The sequence below is a fragment of the Chryseobacterium sp. MHB01 genome (assembly GCF_034651565.1).
GTDB lineage: Bacteria > Bacteroidota > Bacteroidia > Flavobacteriales > Weeksellaceae > Chryseobacterium > Chryseobacterium nepalense.
This window is the reverse complement of record NZ_JAYEDA010000012.1, coordinates 53,259-70,606: the sequence shown is the minus strand read 5'-3', so window position 1 is coordinate 70,606 and position 17,348 is coordinate 53,259. Positions and strand designations below refer to the sequence as shown.

Genomic DNA, 17,348 nt, shown 5'->3' with positions numbered 1-17,348 from the left:
TAGTTTATTATGGGTTTTGTAATGTGTTTAATTGTCCTTTTGCTTTGATTAATTTAATTTCAGCCTGTTTATAATCCAATAAAGCATTTGCATAATTCTGCTTAGCCTGAGTAAGGGCATTTTCAGCATCCAGCACTTCGGTAAGTGTGGCAAGACCATATTGATAATTGGATTGTGTATTTTTCTGAACTCTTTCGGCAAGACCAACGTTATCCTTCATGCTTTCGATATTAATGATCGCATTTTCCATATTACTGATGGCATTTTTATAATCAAGGTCGAGACTTTCTCTGGTATTGTTAATATCCTGATCAAGATCCTGAATATCAATTTCAGCCTGCTGAATCTGCGCTCTTGTCGATCCGCCTGAGAAAATCGGGATTTTAATCGCTAAACCTATAGACGCATAATCACTCCAGTTTGTTCCCTGGGCGCTTCCCGTAAAATACGGAAACTTATTACCCAGTCCCTGCCATCCGTAGTTTGCCTGCAGGCCAACCGTTGGATACAGTAAAGCTTCAGTAGCTTTTTTATTGTATTGTAAAAGTTCTTTCTGTTTGTTCAATACTTTAATCTCTGAACGGGTTTCCAAATTGGCAGCAGTATTTAATAATGCCGTATTCGGCTCGATGGTTTTTTCTTCCAGTTCAATAGGTGTACTGATCGGGATTCCCATATAGAATTTCAGTGCATTTTTTGAAACTTCAACAGCATTTACAAGCTGTTGTCTGTTTGAACCGATATTCGTAAGCTGAACGTTGGTACGGTCAAGATCAATGGATTTTGCCAGTCCGTTATCCACGAGACTTTTAATAACATTTCTCACTCTTTCCGTATTGGCATAGCTGGCTTCTACGGTTTTAAGGTTTTCTTCCTGAACAAATACCTGGTAATAGGCAGTTGCTACGTTTTCGATAATCTGTTCATTGGTAAGTTCAGAATTAAGCAGATAAAATTCTCTTGTAGATTTAGCCGCTTTTAACCCTGTAAAAACCCTTTGATCAAAGATATTCTGATACAGCGACACTGAATTTACCGACTGCCATTTTGTTCCGAAAGTAACGGGAACAAGCTGTCCGGGCATCCCGATAATTTCTCCGGGAAGCACAGATTTCTGAAGAATCGGATTAAAAGTATTACTGATGTTGGCACTGATCTGCGGAAGGGCTCCGGCTCTGGCCTCATCAATTTTGTATTCAGCTTTTTTCACCTGTAAAGCAGCTTTTTTAGCTTCCGCCTTATTTTGGAGCGCCTGTTTAATGGCCTCCTGAAGGGAAACCTGCTGCTGTGCAGATAGTGATGAAAAGCCGAAAATCATAAATGCAGCCGCTATTCCTATTTTAAGCTTTAGTGCAGTTATTCGTTTTCTTTTCATAATTTTATACTTCGTTTATTTTTTTAATGTAATTGCTGTTGCTGTAGTTTTTATTTCTAAAAGACGATTCATTTTTTAAAATACTTTAACATTTTTAATTTTTAAATAACATATTTAAAATGATGTCTTTCCGTTCTGAAATAATTTTATCGAATGTCACTTCATCTATCATTAGATTTTCCATTAATAAAGGTCTTACGGCACTTGGAAAAACCAATAGGGAAATCATATTCAAGACAAACTGAATGGGTGCCATTTTTTCAATATTTCCCAGCTCCATTTCTGCTTCTACTTCCTGATACAGTTTTTTTAATTCATCTTCTTCAATATCTTTTTTATGGCAGTTTCCTTTGTTGATCTGTGAAACGATATAGGTTTCCAAATATGGATACTGAAGACTGGTAGACAAACTTCCTTCGATGAACTGGCCAATCTTTTCCTTAAACGGTAAATCAGAATTCATAATGATTTCAGATTTTTCGTGTTCTACTTTCTGCGCTTCATCAAAAATGATCTGGATCAGATTATCTCTTGATCGAAAATAATAGTTGATCAGCGTTCTGTTGACCCCGGCCTCATCAGCAATCTCCTGTGTGGTGGCATCAAACTTCCCTTTCACAAAAAATAAATTCTTTGCAGTTTCTTTGATTAATTCCTGTGTTTGGTCTTTTTTTGTTTGATTTGACATTTTTGTTAAACAAATTTGTGCAAATATAAATCAATCATATGTTTTGACAAAATTGTTAAACAAAATAATTAAAGAAAATAATTATGATATGCATCAGGTTTTAACATAAAGAATTTAACATAAGAAAAAAACCAGTAAATAAATTTTTTAGGTGCAGGTTTATAATTATTTTAGATAAAAATTTATTAAAATGAGCACAAATAATCAAATCAGTGTGGAAATTCCTCAAAATGTATTAGACAGCGTAAATCAAAAACTTCAAGAGTGCAAAACTTTACTGTTCCCATATTTACAAGCTCTCACTGTTGATGAGAGAAAATCACTTTTTAAAATGGGTGATAAAACTATTGCAACGGTACAAAAGGTAAAAATGTATATTACCACCAACCCTGAATTTGCACCAGTATATATGGATAAAACCGAATTTCTAAAAGATGAAATGGTGGTTACAGGATTAAAACCTTTAGCCAATTTAGCAGAACAATTAGCCTCTGACCTGGATGATACTATAATGCTTGCAGGAAGTGAAGCACTGGTTGCTTCAATGATGTACTATGGAACAGTTAAAGAAGCAGCATCCAAAGCAGTAACTACTGCGAAACCAATATACGAAGATTTAAGTCAGCGATTCAGTAAGAAGGCAAATAAAATTAATTCTAAAAAGGAATAGCATTAATAAAAGACCTGACAATTTGACTCTTTTAGTATCTATTTTGATATTAAAAGAGTCTTTTTTTATATTTAAAAGGTGTTCGTTGTCACAAAATGTGACAACGAACACCTTTTAAATGTTTTTATTGATATTTTTTATATCTAATTAAAAACTAAAAGAATGTAAGCAATAACTTAAAATATCAATGCACATACAACAAGTATTAAATAGTTAAAAAAATATTATAAAACAATAAATTAAAAATTATATTTCAGACCGCCAATAATATATCCCCGTAAAGCTGTAGTTGAAATTTCATCGATTCCTAATTGGCTCGTAAAGCTATTGATATATTGAAAAGAATTCAGATTTAAAATATTATTGAATAAAAGATTATATTCAAAATTAGACTTTTCCTTTCTATAGGATACCTGCCCGCCAATTAAAAAATTCTTCAAAGTATTTTGATCTGTTTTTTGAATCAAACATTCCCCTAAAACATTGGCGATCAATTCTTTTCTAATATTTGCTCGAATTCCTAAAGCCAACTTTATATTATTCTGCTTGGAGTTCACATCATAAAAACTTTGTTCAAATACATTCTTTAATAAAGTATAACCCAAATCAAATTGTAATGGTCTATTTTTAAAATTTGTTGAAACTTTTTGTGATAATTCAAAGTTCTTTATTGTCGAAAAGTTTGTATTATTATTAATAAAGTTAGAGGTTCTATTAATCATTCCCGTAAACTTCGATTTCAAAGTAAAATTCTTAGCAAATTTCGAATCATTGGCTACTAAAAAAATGAATTTATCATTAGATCCTCCAACAGTATTTTCAATTTTAGAAAATGTCCCATAATTAGTAGTATTGGTTGTAAATGTTGACTGAGTCTTATTATACATCATCATTAAAAATAAATTGTTTCCTTTTTCAAAATTGAAACGATGCCATGTAAATTTATAACTGTTAGTCTTACTTAACAAATCTGAGGTTAGCGATGTATTTTGAAAAAACAAAAGATCCTTAGTATATAAAGGACTGTATTGAAGTAACTTTAAGCCTGGAGTATTATATTTGCTACTATAACCTAATTCAAATTCTCCAATTGAAATAATATCAGGACTATATTTTACTTGAAATCTTTTTTCAAAATAATGTTTATTAACATCATTAATATTTAGAAAGTTTGAACTTAAAGCTACTACAAATTCAAATCCTTTTATTTTCTTAAAAAGATTAAAGTCATTAATATAATGGTAAATCTTGAGGTTTCTGCTTTCCTTAGCTTGGGAATAAATCTCGTCTAAAGCAGAAATATCTTTTTTATAAGAAATTCCTGTATGAAAGTTGAAATTAATCACTTTGTTTTTGTTTTTTAAATAAGCGTCAAATGCATACTTATTAGAATTGGTTATATATTGTTGTGATAAAAGATTACTATTCCCTAAAAATAGTTTATTATTAGAATTTATATCTAATCCACCTTCAAAAGATTCATTAATTTGGCTTAAAGAAAATATAAGTTTAGATCCTATAACTTCTTTATTCCATGATAGAAAATTACTCAAACTTATATTTTTCGTTTTATTATCTATTTCAAAGAAATTGTTTTCGTCAGAAAATCTATCCATATTTTGTTTAAAACTATCTTCCGTAGGATTATACACCATATTATAATATAAAAAACTATTATCAGGAAAAGTCTTTTTCATTTTAATTTGAGTGGTTCCAAAATACCCTTTATTATCTTCTCTTTTTTGCTCAAAATAATTAAGATCCAGAGACTGATTCTCAAATGCTATTCTTCTTGTTGTAGAATATTTTTCTAGTTGAGTATTGTTAAGAATTGAGAAAGCAGTAATGCTAAAATTCTTTTTTGATTTAGAATATTGTAATGCTCCGAATTGATTTGCTTTTGACATTACTTTACCATCATTGTTAAGAAAACTTGGTATATCTATATTATTTTTGGATTCAGAATTTTCTACATCTTCCTGAGTGTTCATTTCATAAAAATCCATGAAATTAATTGGGTCTTTAGCAATATTGTTAGCATCAGCAACAAATGCTAAATTTCCGGCTTTTCCAAACTTAAATAAATTGTTGTGACCTAAATAAGAATTTTCAGTCCCATAGTTACCTTCTATATTTCCTGTAATTTTACCTTTATACTCGCTTTTCAATTTTAAATTTAAAGCAGTAGAGTGATTTCCGTTGATAGTATTGAAGTTCTGCCAAAGATCAATACCTTCAATCATATTAGCAGAAATATTTTGAGTTGCCATTTTATGGTTTTTACCAAATAACTCATTTCCTTCAACTAATACTTGCCCTATTGTATTCCCTTTATAAGTAACTTTTCCATTATCATTAATATCTAATCCCGGAAGTTTTTTAATCAGGTCTTCTGTTGTTCTTTCTGTTCCGTCTCTTACAGCTTTTAGGTTAAAAGAAATGGTGTCTTCATTACCTGATGCAATCTTTGGACGTGATTTAATTTCTACTTCCTTGATCTCTGTAATCTGTTGCTCTAGTTCCATATTAAAATCTGTTTTTTGATTAGTATCAACTTCAACAATTTTTGTCTTGTAAAAAACAGAGGTGAATTTTAAAGAAAAAACTCCCTTTTCAGAGAGCTGGAAAGTACAATTACCTGTATCATTTGTTTTTTGGAAATCTATTGTTTTTCCATTATGAAGCAGCTGTACATTGGTATCACTTATAGATTTACCAGTATTATCTTTTACAGTTATAGTAATGCTTTGTGAAAAAGAGTGGCAGAAAAAAAATATTAGAATAAAAGTTAAGAATCTCAATGCCATTTATTACAACTTTATTTCCTGAAGAATTGGCTTACTGTTAAGCTCTCTTACTTCCTTCATTTTATTAGTGAAATCATCACCTCTATACACCCTTAATTTTGCATTGATTTTTTCAACGTCACTTTCCTTAGCATCATTACTAATTTTTACAGCAGTCATTACATAGCTTGGAGATTCGACTCTTAGTACAACACCAGGAAAAGTATTAAAGCCTGCGGGACCTGTAGAAATAGGGATATCTTCTGTATACCATATTTTTGCTATCTGATCATTTATGAGGGTAACTTCTACTAATTTGCAAAAATAATTATCAATTTTTAGGATATCATCTTTATAATTTATTTTTTTATAATTCATTTCAACGTACCCATAAAATTCTTCATTAATTCTTGGATAATTTTGGTATTGATAAGAGCCCTTTTCGTTTTTTAAATGGTATATTTTAATTTCAAAATCTGTGAAAACTTCTTTTTTAACCGTTACGTTTGATTCATCAATTTGTGTTTTTCCTGCATCATGAATGAAGCTAGCACGGGGAATATTTTTAAAAAAAGAATTTCCGTTAGCATAGTATAGAAAATTTTTTTGAGGTTTTTTTCTTGCTTCTTTTACTTTATCATTATATTCTTTTGACATTGTCGAACTGCTGATATCTTGAAGATCCGTTCTTTCATATTCTATTTTTAGATATTGCCCAAATAAACTGTTTAAAAAGGCTGAGGCAAATAAAGCTATTATTACATTTATTTTCATAGGATGATAATATTAAATTGAAATGTGCACCAATATTTTGTAATAATGATGCACAAGTGTATAATCTGTACTTAATTAAAATCTTAACACCAGTAAGTATAATGAGTATAAGTTCCCACTGTTTCAGTTATAATTGTATTTGTCTGCATATCATAATAGCTATGCTGTTCCTCTGTATAAACAAGCTGACCACAAATTTTTTTAACACTGATGATTTTCTTATCTACAGAAGGAGTAACTTTCTCTAATGACAAATTCTTGTCAACTTTTAAAATGTTTGTAGATTGTACATTGTCTTTTGCAAATCCTAAAGTAGTTCCAGCAACTAATACAGCTGCGAATAAAAATTTTTTCATAAATGAAATTTCTGTTTGATTAAAAATAAATTTAAAACACTATAAAAAACATTTGTGCACTTGTGTTTTTTCTAATGGCTAAGCTAATTAAATCCCTCCGAGTTGAAAAATACTTTTGATAAAAATATTTTTACTTTTATTAAAAAAATATATACTTTTGAGGAAATTAAATATAAATGACAGAAATGGAGAAAATTATTGAGAAAATTGCCCAACAAAGGAGTAAAAAAGGCTATACTTTTGAAAATATGGCTCACGAACTAAACATTACCCCGGCTGCATATCGTAAAATAGAAACGGGAGAAACCAAATTAAGTGTAGAAAGGCTGATGAAAATATCTGAAATTCTCAATGAAGATTTATCCAACCTTTTGGATATTGATACTAAAAATATATTTAATAATCAATCTAATGAAGGGAATGGTTATGTAGAAACCATCAATAATGACTATAAAGATGTTATTAATGATATCAAAGATACCTACGATAAACTTATTAAGTCTAAAGATGAGCAAATTCTTTTACTAAAAGAACAGATTACTTTTTTAAAAGAGAAATAACAAAAAAGAGCAGAAAATTCTGCTCTTTTTTGTTTTATAATAATTTGATTTTATCGTCAAGGATATCAATAACTTTATCTTTATAAAGTCCGCCAATGGCTTTTTTAAAATTCTTCTTACTCATCTGGAGCTCATCTTTGATCTCTTCAGGAGACGACTGATCGGAAATGTATAGGAGACCGTAATTTTCTTCCAGTTTATCCAGAATTTTCTTTTTAAACTCATCAATATTTTCAAAACCTTCCGGCTGGAGTGAAACATCTATTTTTCCGTCTTCACGGATGGCCTTGATATAACCGGTTTCTTCGGATAAAGGATACAGTTTTTTGAAAACATCAGAACTGTAAATAAGACCTATGTATTTTTTATTGATAACCACATTCCAGCCCAACTCGCTTTCATTCATCATGATAAGATCTACTTTATCTCCTTTTTTGAATGGCAGCTCCTGATATTGCGGATTTCTTTTAAATTTTGTGGTTCCGGTGATGAGTTCCAGGTCTTCATCAACATAAATGTGTACAAGATATCTTTTACCTTCTACAATTTTTGTTTTCTGCTGTTTGTATGGAATAAAAAGATCTTTGATAATCCCCCAATCCATAAAAGCACCACTCGGAAGGCTCTGCACACAGCTCATTACGGCAAACTCTCCCACTTCCGCCAATGGAATTTCCGTAGTTGCCTTCAGTTTGTTGTCATCCTGATATACAAAGACTTCAATTTCATCATCTATTTCTTTATCTTCCTGAATGAAAATCTTCGGCAAAAAAGCCTTTTCGCCAGATTCATCCGTTAAGATCCATCCTGAATTATTTTTATCTGAAATTTTTAAAGCCTGAGTTTTTCCGAGTTGCATTGATCATAAAATTAGTGGGTAAAGGTACGGAAATATAAGCCGAACTTGCAAAAATGAAAAATGGACAAAAAAAGAGGAAAAACTTCCCTCTTTTAGTTGAACTGATATTTGAATCAAATGTTTTATAATTTAGAAATATAATCCATCAGTTCCTTTCTGCTGCTTTCAAAATCCAATGCTTCTCCAACAATAAAATACTTTTGCTTATCCACACATTTCGGAAATAATGATTTGGCTAAAGCCAGTTTATTTTTATCAAAACTAAGATCTTTTACCAACATACTGATTTGCTCCGAGGTAAACATCGCATGTCTGCCCTGCTGATTGATAAATGCCAGTTTTTTATCATCAAACCAGGCTCTATCCTTCATTGTATCCATAAACTGCTGAAATGTCTGATTGTCCATCACATTAGGATAGTTTATATTTCCGCTGTTTCCGTACGGATTGTTCCAGATATCATTCCAACTGTTGAAGCCGTAAGACTGAACAGGGTAAGAATCCAGCAAAAATAAACCTTCATTGGTAAAAAAATCAAGAACCAGTCTGCTGTTGTTTCTTACATTCAAAGTAGTTCTGTATAATAAATATCCGCTTTCATAGATTGAAATGGGAATTCTTCCTGCCGGCAGATCAAAAAACCGGAATTTCCCTGAATTATTGGAGATAAACTGATCGCCTATTTCCACACTGAAAAATCCCTGTTCGGGAATTCTGAGAAAAACTTCGGAATACCCATATTCCTGATTCCAGCGGTATTGCGGACTATTTGTTCTGAAACCACTATTTCCCTGGTTTCTGAAACCTGGATTATTTTTGCCGTTTACACCGGATTTTTTATTATTTACAGATCCAATTTCAGTTTTGGAAGCTTCATTCTTCAGGAGCTCACCTGCTTTTCCTGCTTCCTGCGCAAATGAAGTGACTGCGAAGAGAAGCAAAACACTTATACATATACTTTTCATAACACTTGTATTTAAAAATACCTTTTCATAAAAAAAGAAGAGGCTTATGCCTCTCCTAATTTACAAATATTTTTAAATGATTGAATTTTTTTTAATTCAATATTACATGTGAATCGGTCTTTTTGCCGTAGCATCCAATGCCGCTTCTTTAATGGCCTCTGCATAGGTAGGGTGTGCATGAGAACTTCTGGCGATATCTTCAGCGCTTGCCCGGAATTCCATTGCAATAACACCCTCTGCGATAAGATCGGCAGCTCTCGCTCCTACGATATGCATTCCTAAAACTTCATCCGTTTTTTCGTCTGCAATGATCTTAACCAGACCATCAACATCACCACTTGCGCGGCTTCTTCCTAAAGCTCTCATCGGGAAAGATCCAACTTTATAAGCAACACCTTCTTCTTTAAGCTGCTCTTCAGTTTTACCGACTCCTGCAACTTCCGGCCATGTATAAACCACTCCCGGAATTAAGTTATAATTAATGTGAGGCTTTTGTCCTGCTAATGTTTCAGCTACAAAAACTCCTTCCTCTTCCGCTTTGTGAGCTAACATTGCTCCTTTAATAACGTCTCCGATCGCATAAATGTTAGCTACATTTGTCTGAAGGTGATCGTTTACTTTCACTCTTCCTCTTTCGTCAAGCTCAACACCTGCTTTTTCCAGTCCGAGTCCGTCTGTATACGGTCTTCTTCCTACAGAAACCAGACAATAATCTCCTTCAACCGTTACTTCTTCTCCTTTTTTATCTTTGGCTGTGATTTTTACCGTATCTCCATTTCTTTCCACTGCAGAAACTGCTGTAGCAAGCATGAATTTCATTCCCTGCTTTTTAAGAACTTTCGTCAATTCCTTGCTTAAAGCGCCATCCATTCCTGGAATGATTTTATCCATAAATTCAACAACGGTAACGTGGGCGCCCAATCTCAAATAAACCGAACCTAATTCAAGACCAATTACTCCACCTCCGATTACCACAAGATGTTTAGGAATCTCTTTAAGGTTTAACGCTTCCGTGGAAGTAATTACTCTTTCTTTATCAATCGTGATGAAAGGCAAAGAAGATGGCTTGGAACCTGTAGCAATAATGGTATATTTAGATTCGATCATTTCTGTAGAACCGTCATTCTTCGTTACTTTGATCTGGGTTGCAGATTCGAAGCTTCCGACTCCTTCAAAAACAGTGATTTTGTTTTTATTCATCAGATAGCTGATTCCGTCTGTATTTTGTTTGATGACCTCATTTTTACGCTCGATCATTCTTGCGATATCAGCCTGAGGTTCGTTGATAATGATTCCGTGGCCGGCAAAATTGTGTTTTGCATTCTCAAAATGCTCTGAGCTGTCTAAAAGCGCTTTCGACGGAATACAACCCACGTTAAGACAAGTTCCTCCCAAAGTAGGGTATTTTTCAATAATTGCTGTTGTGAAACCTAACTGTGCAGCACGGATTGCAGCAACATAACCACCAGGACCGGAACCGATTACGGTAACATCGAATTGACTCATGTTATTTTATGAATTTGTTTATTATTAACTTTCTTATGCTTACAAATTTAACGATTAATTATCAGGTGGGAAAGTGAGATTTGTCAATTTTCTGGAAGAAAGCGGAGTTAAAAACCTTTTCAGCAAAAATCTTTAATATCTTTAAATTTCTCAATGATTTCTTTACATTTTTCATCAAGCAAATTTTTATATTTTGCATCTACTAATTCTAATTTTGAATCAAGTTTCTTAAGATATTCCATATTGTAAAGTTTTCTTTCTTCACCGACAGGATAAAATTGAATTTCGTTATAGAACTTCTCAAAAATATTTAAATCAATATCTAATGGTTGGATATCATTTATTCTTCCAATAAGATAATGCATTTTAAAATATCCGGAATGAATCTCAATTTGATTTGTTATAATAGCAATAGCGTTTGATCGCAATTTTTTAATAAATCTGTAACGTTTCAGCTCTTCAAACTTATTCATATAAATTCATAAGATATCTAAAGATATTATAAATCGACGCTCAATTTTCCCTGTCCAAATTCTCCTGTGGAATCAAAATAAGAACCTCCATACACATACCATTCAAGACTTTCCAGATATTCTACAGCATTTTCGGGGGTAATTTGTGGCCTGTCTTTTTTAGAAACAATTCCCCTGTACCATCTTCTTGATTTAGAGTAATGTTCAAATTCAACCAGGTAATGAATCCATATTCTCTGGCAAAGCTTACACTGCTGAATGCTTACTTCCGCATGTCTTCCGTTCGTATGGTCAATTCCTAATTCCGAACTTCTGTATTCCGTATAATTTGATGTGGGTTTCTCGCAGGCGCATCCTATTCTCTGGATTTTATTCATGAGGAATTATTATAGTTTGGATAAAATTAAAGGCATCAAAAGTATAAAATAAACTGCATAAGAACAATACAACAGAATCATTTCACCATGCTCAACAGTACCTTTTCATAGGCATCCAGAATAATATTTTTAGAAAACCTGGATTTGATAGAGCTTTTAATCAGATCTTCATCATGATTTTTATGAAGAATTTTTAAAATTTTCTGTGAAAAATCTTCATAATTTTCTATATCGGAAACTTCACCATTAGTTTCATTTTGTATGATTTCGTTAATGCCACCCGGACAATTATTGGCCAGCGAATAGATTCCGCAAGCCCCTGCTTCAAGCAAAACGTTAGGAAATCCTTCGTAGCGCGAAGAGAGAATAAAAAGGTCCGCATATTTCAGGAATTCATATGGATTTTCTTGTCTGCCGTGGAAGATGACGCGTTCAAGGCCAAGGAAATCCTTCATCTGATGCAACATTTCGCGGTCTTTTCCGTCTCCCAGAATGTGAAGCAGAATATTTTCATTTTTCAGTCTGGAAAAAACTTTCAGGAGATTATCAAAACCTTTTCTTGCCGATAAATTTCCGATAGCTACTACGTTTTTGTAGTTTAATTTAAAGCTTTCAGGCTTTTGTGCGGAAGCAAGCTTTGATTCAATAAAATCAAAATCTACGGGATTGTTGATTTTAACAATCTTGTTCGATTTTATGCTGAAATTTCTAATAAGATCCCGCATCATATCATCGCTTTGCGCAATAATCTTATCGTAATTATTATAGAAATTATAGAAGAATTTGATTTCCTTTCTGGTGACGTGCCGGGTGACCACATTCGTTTCCCTTGCGATAAATTTCGTTTTCGGAAAAAGCTTGATAAACAATGATAAATATGCATTTACCTCTCCAAATCCGGAAAATACAATATCGGGTTTTCTGCGGTATATTTCCCGCAGAATAGGTTTTAATGAATGCCTGATTCTTTCAGTATTAATGTCAATGATTTCTACATCTCTATTGAGAAATTTCAGATATCCGCCCTGTTTGCGTAACAGCAAAATCTTAGGCTCGAAACGATCTCTGGAAAGATGATTCGCAATGGTGGTAACAATCCTTTCTGCGCCTCCGGTTTCAAGATCCGGCAGAATAAATATGACAGAAATCTTTTTCATCACTGTAAAATTAGTAAAAAGTTTTATTAACCTTTGATCCTAATCTATAATTAATGATTTTAATGTAAAAAAAGATTTTAATTTTATACTAAATACTTGTCTCTAAAAGAAAAAGAAACTCCTCGTGTGAAGAGTTTCTTTTTTATTTTTTTCCTTGAAGATACCAGTCTATAAATACTCCAAAAAGAAGTAAAAGGAAATAACATCCTATCAAGAAAATTATAATATACAAAAGATATTTTAATACATCTTTCATTTAGTTGGCAACATCGCTGATGAATTTTATTCTCAACATTCTCACCTCTTCATCCGAAAGTTCATCCCCGAATTCATCCAGCAGCACTTTCATGCTGTCACTTTCGGATTCGTTCATGAATTCCATAAAACCGTCTACAATATCTTCATCAAAATTATCTTCAATATAATAATCAATGTTCAGTTTGGTTCCCTGATAAACGATGCGTTCCATTTCCTTCAGCAATTCGTCCATAGAAAGATTTTTGGCTCTTGCAATGTCTTCAAGATCAATCTTTTTATCAGTACTCTGAATGATAAAAACTTTATGGCTGGATTTATTAGCCACCTGTTTGAGCACCATATCCTGAGTACGTTCGATGTTATTATCCTCTACATATTTACTGATAAAATCCGCAAATTCTTTACCGTATTTTTTAGCTTTTCCTTCACCAACACCGTAGATTTTGGCAATCTCTTCAACTGTTATAGGATATTGCACCGTCATATCTTCCAGACTCGGGTCCATAAAAACTGTGTACGGCGGAATTCCGTGCTTTTTGGCAACTTTTTTCCTTAATTCTTTTAACTGATTGAATAAATTCTGGTCCAATCCTCCGGCAGACTGCATCTGAACCTGATCACTTTCGGCTTTTGTTTGCGTAAGGTCAAACTCCCTGTCTTCGGCGATAAGGAAAGAATGTTCCAGCTTTCCGTCTAAAACCAGTTTACCCTTTTCAGCAATCTTTAAAACACCGTAAGTTTCAATATCTTTCTGTAAAAAATTCTGAACCGTTGCCTGTCTTAAAATTGTTTTCCAGTGATTATCTTTTTCCTCTTTTCCAAAACCGAAATAAGAGCTTTGTTCCAGCTTATAGGATTTTGTAACAGCCGTTTCCTTGCCGGCAATAATGGAAATCAGATCTTTTGCTTTAAACTTCTCACCCGTATCTTTTATCAGCTGCAGGACTCTTTTAAGATCATCTGTAGCATCTTTCAATTTTGGAGGGTTTGAGGAATTATCACACATTTTCGCGCCATCTCCATTTACCGGATCAAAATTTTCGCCGAAATAGTATAAAATATATTGTCTCCTGCTCATGGACGTTTCGGCATAGCCTACTACTTCATTAAGAAGCTGTAACCCGATTTCTCTTTCCGACACCGGTTTCTGAGCCAGGAATTTTTCAAGTTTTTCAATGTCTTTCGGATCGTAAAATGCAAGACAGTAGCCTTCTCCACCGTCACGTCCTGCCCTTCCCGTTTCCTGATAATAGCTTTCCAGCGATTTCGGGAAATCATAATGAATGACAAAACGTACATCCGGTTTATCAATTCCCATCCCGAATGCAATGGTAGCGACAATCACATCAACCTCTTCCATCAGAAACTTGTCCTGATTGGCTACCCGCACTTTCTGATCAAGACCTGCGTGATACGGTAAGGCATTGATACCGTTTACCTGAAGAAGCTGAGCAAACTCTTCCACTTTTCTTCTGCTAAGGCAATAAACGATTCCCGACTTTCCTTTATTCTGATTGATAAATTTTACAATTTCCTTATCTACATTTACTTTCGGACGTACTTCATAATAGAGGTTCGGTCTGTTGAAACTCTCTTTAAAGACCAGAGCATTCGTCATTCCCAGTGTTTTCTGAATGTCATCCTGAACTTTTGGGGTGGCAGTTGCCGTAAGGGCTATTACCGGGACATCGGCAATTTTATCGATAATGGATTTGAGATTTCTGTATTCGGGTCTGAAATCGTGACCCCATTCTGAGATACAGTGAGCCTCATCTATGGCGAAAAATGATATTTTCACTTCCTTCAGAAAATCCAGATAATCTTCCTTGATAAGAGATTCCGGCGCCACATAAAGAAGTTTTGTTTTTCCGTTTTTTATATCGTCAAAAACCTGTTTGGTCTGTGTTTTGTTTAAAGATGAATTCAAAACATGGGCTACTCCGCTATCAGATGAAAGTCCGTTCACGGCATCCACCTGATTTTTCATTAATGCTATCAAAGGTGAAACCACAATGGCTGTACCTTCGGAAATAAGTGCCGGAAGCTGGTAGCATAAGGATTTTCCACCTCCGGTAGGCATTAAAACAAATATATCTTTTCCGTTCAGAAGGTTTTCAATAATTTGTTCCTGCTGCCCTTTAAAAGTAGAAAATCCGAAATATTTTTTCAATTCGCCTGATAAATTGGCTTTTTTTGCGCTCATCTAATTTTATTGCTAAATTTGCATCTAATCCAAAGTTATGAATTTTTCGCTTAAAATAAAAGCGAACGAATTTATAAAAAATTATATTTATAATAAAAATTCTTTTAGAAATAACGCTTTTTTAATTGATTTTTATATGCTTCATATACGTAAAATGGAAAGATCCGACATTATCTCAATAGCGAAAAGCACTTTAGAAATAGAAATTTCAGAACTTGAAAAGCTCCGCCACCGATTAAATGATGATTTTGCCCGTGCTGTGGAGATTGTCCATTCTGCCAAAGGTAAATTAATCGTGGTAGGAATCGGAAAATCTGCCCATGTAGGCAACAAAATCGTTGCAACCCTGAATTCCACGGGAACACCTTCCCAGTTTTTGCACGCTTCAGAAGCCATCCACGGAGATCTTGGAGTGATCCAGAAACAGGATGTGGTGTTGTGCATTTCCAACTCCGGAAATTCTCCGGAAATTGTAAACCTCGTTCCTTATCTTAAAGAATATTCTTCGGCGCTGATCGGGATGACCGGAAATAAAACAAGCAAACTTGCAGAGTTTTCAGAAATTATACTGGACACGCATGTCGATATGGAGGCCTGTCCCAATAAACTGGCCCCGACAAGTTCCACCACTCTACAGATGGCTTTGGGAGACGCTCTGGCCATTGCTTTAATGGAAATGAATGATTTTAAGGCTAATGATTTTGCTAAATTTCATCCCGGCGGAAGCCTAGGGAAAAATCTGATATCGAAAGTGGATGATTTTTTGTCTTCGCAAAAACCGCAGGTAACGGAACATGATACCGTAAAAGACGTTATTATCTCCATCAGTGGTTCCCGTCACGGAATTACTGTTGTTACCAATAACGATGAGATTATCGGAGTAATTACCGACGGAGATTTGAGAAGAATGCTTTTGAAAGGCGATGATATTTCAAAAGTACTGGCCAAAGATATTATGTCTGCCAAGCCGAAAACCATTGAAAGAACAGCTTTGGCAAAAGAAGCCATGAAAATTTTAAAAGAAAACAATATCGGGCAGCTTGTTGTGACGGAAAACGGAAAGTATTTCGGGATTATTGATCTTCACAAGCTGCTGGACGAAGGAATTAATTAAGCTGAAAGATTTAACGTTATATAATACCGAAACTTTTTTCATACATTTGAAACCTTAAAAATAGCATCCTGTGAGTGAAAAAGACATGTCTTTCCTTGGACATATTGGAGAATTAAGAGGTCACCTCATCCGTTCGATTCTTGCCATCATCATTGCGGCAGTCATTATCGGATTTAACATCAACTGGATCATGGATCATATTTTTTTCGGTCCCACCAGAAACGATTTTGCCACCTTTGAAATGGTCAATCACTTCTCAAGAATGATTTTGGGTGAAGACAGCATTCACCTTCCTAAAGATTTCCCGGTACGTGCCAGCAAATTATACCAGCAGTTCAATGTTATGATGGCGGTATCCATATTTGGCGGTATTGTTCTGGCTTTTCCATACATTGTTTGGGAACTGTGGAGGTTTATCAGCCCCGCCCTTCATCCCAATGAAAGAAAAAACTCTATTTTCATCATCAATTCCGTATGGATTTTGTTTATGACGGGAGTATTATGCGGATATTTCCTGATTCTTCCGTTTGCCGTTAATTTCGGAGTTATTTTTAAAATTTCAGATATCATTATTCCGCTTTACGATTTAAGTGATTATACAACTTTATTTTTACAGGTTGTTCTCGGAATGGGAGTTATTTTCCTTTTCCCGATTCTTATTTATTTCCTTACAACCATAGGAATATTAACCCCGGTTTTTATGAAAACATACCGTCGCCACGCGATCGTTCTCATCATGGTGGTAGCAGCAATCATAACGCCGGCAGATGTTTTAAGTATGATGATGGCAGCATTGCCATTGTTATTGCTTTACGAATTCAGTATTGTGATGTGTGCCTATACCTACAAAAAGGTACAGAAAGCGGCAGGTAATCTGCCGGCTGTTAAGAATTAATTTCAAAGACATTAAAACATATTCCCGCGGAGCTTTCTGCGGGATTTTTTTATGAGATTTTTTTAGGAGCTTTTTCGCGCTTTCCGCTGCAATCTTTTTTTCAAAAAGGATTTTCGCTGCAATCACGGCTAGGGTTTTGGGCTTAAGTTTGCAACCGTTCTGAAGTATCTTTATGGAAGGTATTCTTAGATTGTATTGTTTTAGCCACTCCGGCAAAGGAAGAAAATTTCTCTACGCAAACAGTTGATTACAAAATGACACTTATAAAGAATGTAACAAAACTTAATTTTTTCCGTCATATTAACAGATTTGCTATTGAAACAGATGCCAGA

At 34.0% G+C, this 17,348-nt stretch carries 16 protein-coding genes; 4 read left to right on the top strand and 12 right to left on the bottom strand.

The window, feature by feature from the left end; all coding sequences use genetic code 11:
- Positions 1–7: 7 nt before the first annotated feature.
- Together U9K52_RS17370 and U9K52_RS17365 are read right to left on the bottom strand one after the other, a co-directional pair.
- Positions 8–1,375, bottom strand: a complete 1,368-nt coding sequence (locus U9K52_RS17370) for a TolC family protein (protein WP_263602941.1) — start codon at positions 1,373–1,375, stop codon at positions 8–10.
- Between the two features lie 94 nt (positions 1,376–1,469).
- Entirely contained in the window at positions 1,470–2,063 is a 594-nt protein-coding gene (locus U9K52_RS17365; protein ID WP_263602940.1) for a TetR/AcrR family transcriptional regulator, read from the bottom strand.
- Positions 2,064–2,253: 190 nt separating this feature from the next.
- Between U9K52_RS17365 and U9K52_RS17360 the strand changes: the two genes are divergently transcribed.
- Positions 2,254–2,733 carry a hypothetical protein gene (locus U9K52_RS17360; protein WP_322927539.1) on the top strand — a complete coding sequence of 160 codons (480 nt, stop codon included), beginning with the start codon at positions 2,254–2,256 and terminating at the stop codon, positions 2,731–2,733.
- A 239-nt stretch (positions 2,734–2,972) separates the two neighbouring features.
- Here the strand turns inward: U9K52_RS17360 and U9K52_RS17355 are convergent, their stop codons facing one another.
- From U9K52_RS17355 to U9K52_RS17345, 3 genes are all read right to left on the bottom strand, one after another.
- Entirely contained in the window at positions 2,973–5,540 is a 2,568-nt protein-coding gene (locus U9K52_RS17355; protein ID WP_322927538.1) for a hypothetical protein, read from the bottom strand.
- 3 nt (positions 5,541–5,543) lie between these two features.
- Complete coding sequence (locus tag U9K52_RS17350; protein WP_322927537.1) at positions 5,544–6,293, bottom strand: GLPGLI family protein; 750 nt, start codon at positions 6,291–6,293, stop codon at positions 5,544–5,546.
- Between the two features lie 83 nt (positions 6,294–6,376).
- Positions 6,377–6,649, bottom strand: a complete 273-nt coding sequence (locus tag U9K52_RS17345; protein WP_322927535.1) for a hypothetical protein — start codon at positions 6,647–6,649, stop codon at positions 6,377–6,379.
- A gap of 185 nt (positions 6,650–6,834) precedes the next feature.
- On the opposite strand from U9K52_RS17345, the gene U9K52_RS17340 reads away from it, so the two are divergent.
- Positions 6,835–7,209, top strand: a complete 375-nt coding sequence (locus tag U9K52_RS17340; protein ID WP_263602934.1) for a helix-turn-helix domain-containing protein — start codon at positions 6,835–6,837, stop codon at positions 7,207–7,209.
- A gap of 34 nt (positions 7,210–7,243) precedes the next feature.
- Here U9K52_RS17340 and U9K52_RS17335 read toward each other — a convergent pair whose 3' ends face one another.
- From U9K52_RS17335 to recQ, 7 genes are all read right to left on the bottom strand, one after another.
- Positions 7,244–8,068, bottom strand: a complete 825-nt coding sequence (locus tag U9K52_RS17335) for a S1 RNA-binding domain-containing protein (protein ID WP_263602933.1) — start codon at positions 8,066–8,068, stop codon at positions 7,244–7,246.
- 122 nt (positions 8,069–8,190) lie between these two features.
- On the bottom strand, positions 8,191–9,033 hold the full coding sequence (locus tag U9K52_RS17330) for a DUF4476 domain-containing protein (protein ID WP_322927534.1): 843 nt from the start codon (positions 9,031–9,033) through the stop codon (positions 8,191–8,193).
- 102 nt (positions 9,034–9,135) lie between these two features.
- A complete protein-coding gene (lpdA, locus tag U9K52_RS17325; protein WP_322927533.1) occupies positions 9,136–10,539 on the bottom strand; it encodes a dihydrolipoyl dehydrogenase in 1,404 nt (467 codons plus the stop codon).
- A 119-nt stretch (positions 10,540–10,658) separates the two neighbouring features.
- Positions 10,659–11,012: a hypothetical protein gene (locus U9K52_RS17320; RefSeq protein ID WP_322927532.1), complete on the bottom strand. Its 354-nt coding sequence runs from the start codon at positions 11,010–11,012 to the stop codon at positions 10,659–10,661.
- 26 nt (positions 11,013–11,038) lie between these two features.
- Positions 11,039–11,389 carry a hypothetical protein gene (locus U9K52_RS17315; protein ID WP_322927530.1) on the bottom strand — a complete coding sequence of 117 codons (351 nt, stop codon included), beginning with the start codon at positions 11,387–11,389 and terminating at the stop codon, positions 11,039–11,041.
- A 77-nt stretch (positions 11,390–11,466) separates the two neighbouring features.
- Positions 11,467–12,546 carry a glycosyltransferase gene (locus U9K52_RS17310; RefSeq protein ID WP_322927529.1) on the bottom strand — a complete coding sequence of 360 codons (1,080 nt, stop codon included), beginning with the start codon at positions 12,544–12,546 and terminating at the stop codon, positions 11,467–11,469.
- 256 nt (positions 12,547–12,802) lie between these two features.
- Positions 12,803–15,007 (bottom strand): DNA helicase RecQ, encoded by a 2,205-nt coding sequence (recQ, locus tag U9K52_RS17305; RefSeq protein ID WP_263602928.1) that lies wholly within the window; start codon positions 15,005–15,007, stop codon positions 12,803–12,805.
- 154 nt (positions 15,008–15,161) lie between these two features.
- Here recQ and U9K52_RS17300 point away from each other — a divergent pair, with 154 nt between their 5' ends.
- Together U9K52_RS17300 and tatC are read left to right on the top strand one after the other, a co-directional pair.
- On the top strand, positions 15,162–16,121 hold the full coding sequence (locus U9K52_RS17300) for a KpsF/GutQ family sugar-phosphate isomerase (protein WP_248393699.1): 960 nt from the start codon (positions 15,162–15,164) through the stop codon (positions 16,119–16,121).
- Between the two features lie 70 nt (positions 16,122–16,191).
- Positions 16,192–17,016, top strand: coding sequence for a twin-arginine translocase subunit TatC (gene tatC / locus U9K52_RS17295; RefSeq protein ID WP_248393700.1), 825 nt, complete (start codon positions 16,192–16,194; stop codon positions 17,014–17,016).
- Positions 17,017–17,348: the final 332 nt, after the last annotated feature.